At 68.2% G+C, this 1,482-nt stretch carries 1 protein-coding gene; it reads left to right on the plus strand.

From position 1 onward, the window contains the following. Positions 1 to 1,482 (plus strand): condensation domain-containing protein (locus ACWD3E_RS43295; RefSeq protein WP_451392945.1); only part of this gene is annotated, 1,482 nt, incomplete at both ends.

Consider the following 1,482-nt stretch of genomic DNA (forward strand, 5'->3'; position numbering starts at 1 on the left):
CTCGGCGGCCACTCCCTCCTCGCCACCCGCGTCATCAGCCGCATCCGCACCGTACTCAACATCGAACTCCCCCTCCGAGCCCTCTTCGAGGGACCGTCCGTAGTGCAGTTGGCGGAGAGGCTGGCCGCGGAGGGAGGGATGGCCCGGGCCGCCCTCATCCCGGGGCCCCGCCCCGCCGAACCTCCCCTCTCTCCCGCCCAGCGCGGACTGTGGCTCCTCAACCGCATCCAGGGTTCGGCGGCCACGTACAACGTGCCCATTGCGCTGCGGCTCACCGGCCGCCTGGATCGAGAGGCGATGGCGGCGGCGCTCCGTGACGTGGTCGCGCGCCACGAGAGCCTGCGCACGCTGTTCTTGGAGAATGCCAACGGCACCCCGTACCAGCAGGTGCTGGACGGGGAAGAGGCTGCTCTTTCCCTGCCCGTGACGGAGATCGCAGAGGAGAACGTTGCGGCAGCGGTCGCGGAGGTCGTGACCCAGGGCTTCGAACTGAGCGCGGAAATCCCGGTGCGAGTGTGTCTGTTCGCGGTGTCGCAGGACGTGCATGTGCTGGTGGTGGTGTTGCATCACATCGCTGGTGACGGCTGGTCGATGGCGCCGTTGGCGCGGGATGTGGCAAGTGCCTATGAGGCTCGAATCGAGGGGAGCGCCCCCGCGTGGGAGTCGCTGCCGGTGCAGTACGCGGACTACGCGCTGTGGCAGCGCGACCTGCTCGGCGACGAGTCCGACCCGGACAGCCTGCTCAGTAGGCAGGTCGCCTACTGGCAGGAGCAACTCGCAGCCCTGCCCGACCAGCTGGAACTGCCCTTCGACCGACCCCGCCCCGCCGTCGCTTCTCACCGGGGCGACCACCTGGTGTTCGAGCTCGACGCGGAGGTGCACCGAGGGCTTGTCACGCTGGCCCGGGAGTCGGGCGCGAGTGTGTTCATGGTGGTGCAGGCGGCGTTCGCCGCGTTGCTGTCCCGGCTGGGTGCGGGGACGGACATCCCGATCGGTTCGCCGGTCGCCGGCCGCACGGACGAGGCACTGGACGACCTCGTCGGCTACTTCATCAACACGCTGGTGCTGCGGACGGATGTGTCGGGTGACCCCACCTTCCGCGAACTGGTGGAGCGGGTGCGCGAGACGGACCTGGGGGCGTTCGCGCACCAGGACGTGCCGTTCGAGCAGCTCGTGGAGGTGCTGAACCCGGCCCGGTCGATGTCCCGGCACCCCCTGTTCCAGGTGATGCTGACCTTCCAGAACAACGCCCAGGCGGACTTCCGGCTGCCCGGACTGTCGTTCACCAGCGAGCCGACCGGCTACGGCACCGCCAAGTTCGATCTTCAGCTGAGCGTGCACGAGGAGCAGGACGCGGAAGGCGGTCCTGCGGGTCTTGTCGGTGTCTTCGAGTTTGCTACTGATCTGTTTGATCGGGTGTCGGTTGAGGGGTTGGCCGGTCGTTTTGGTCGGTTGTTGTCGGTGGTGGTGGCGGATCCGGAT

The organism is Streptomyces sp. NPDC002676, assembly GCF_053592455.1.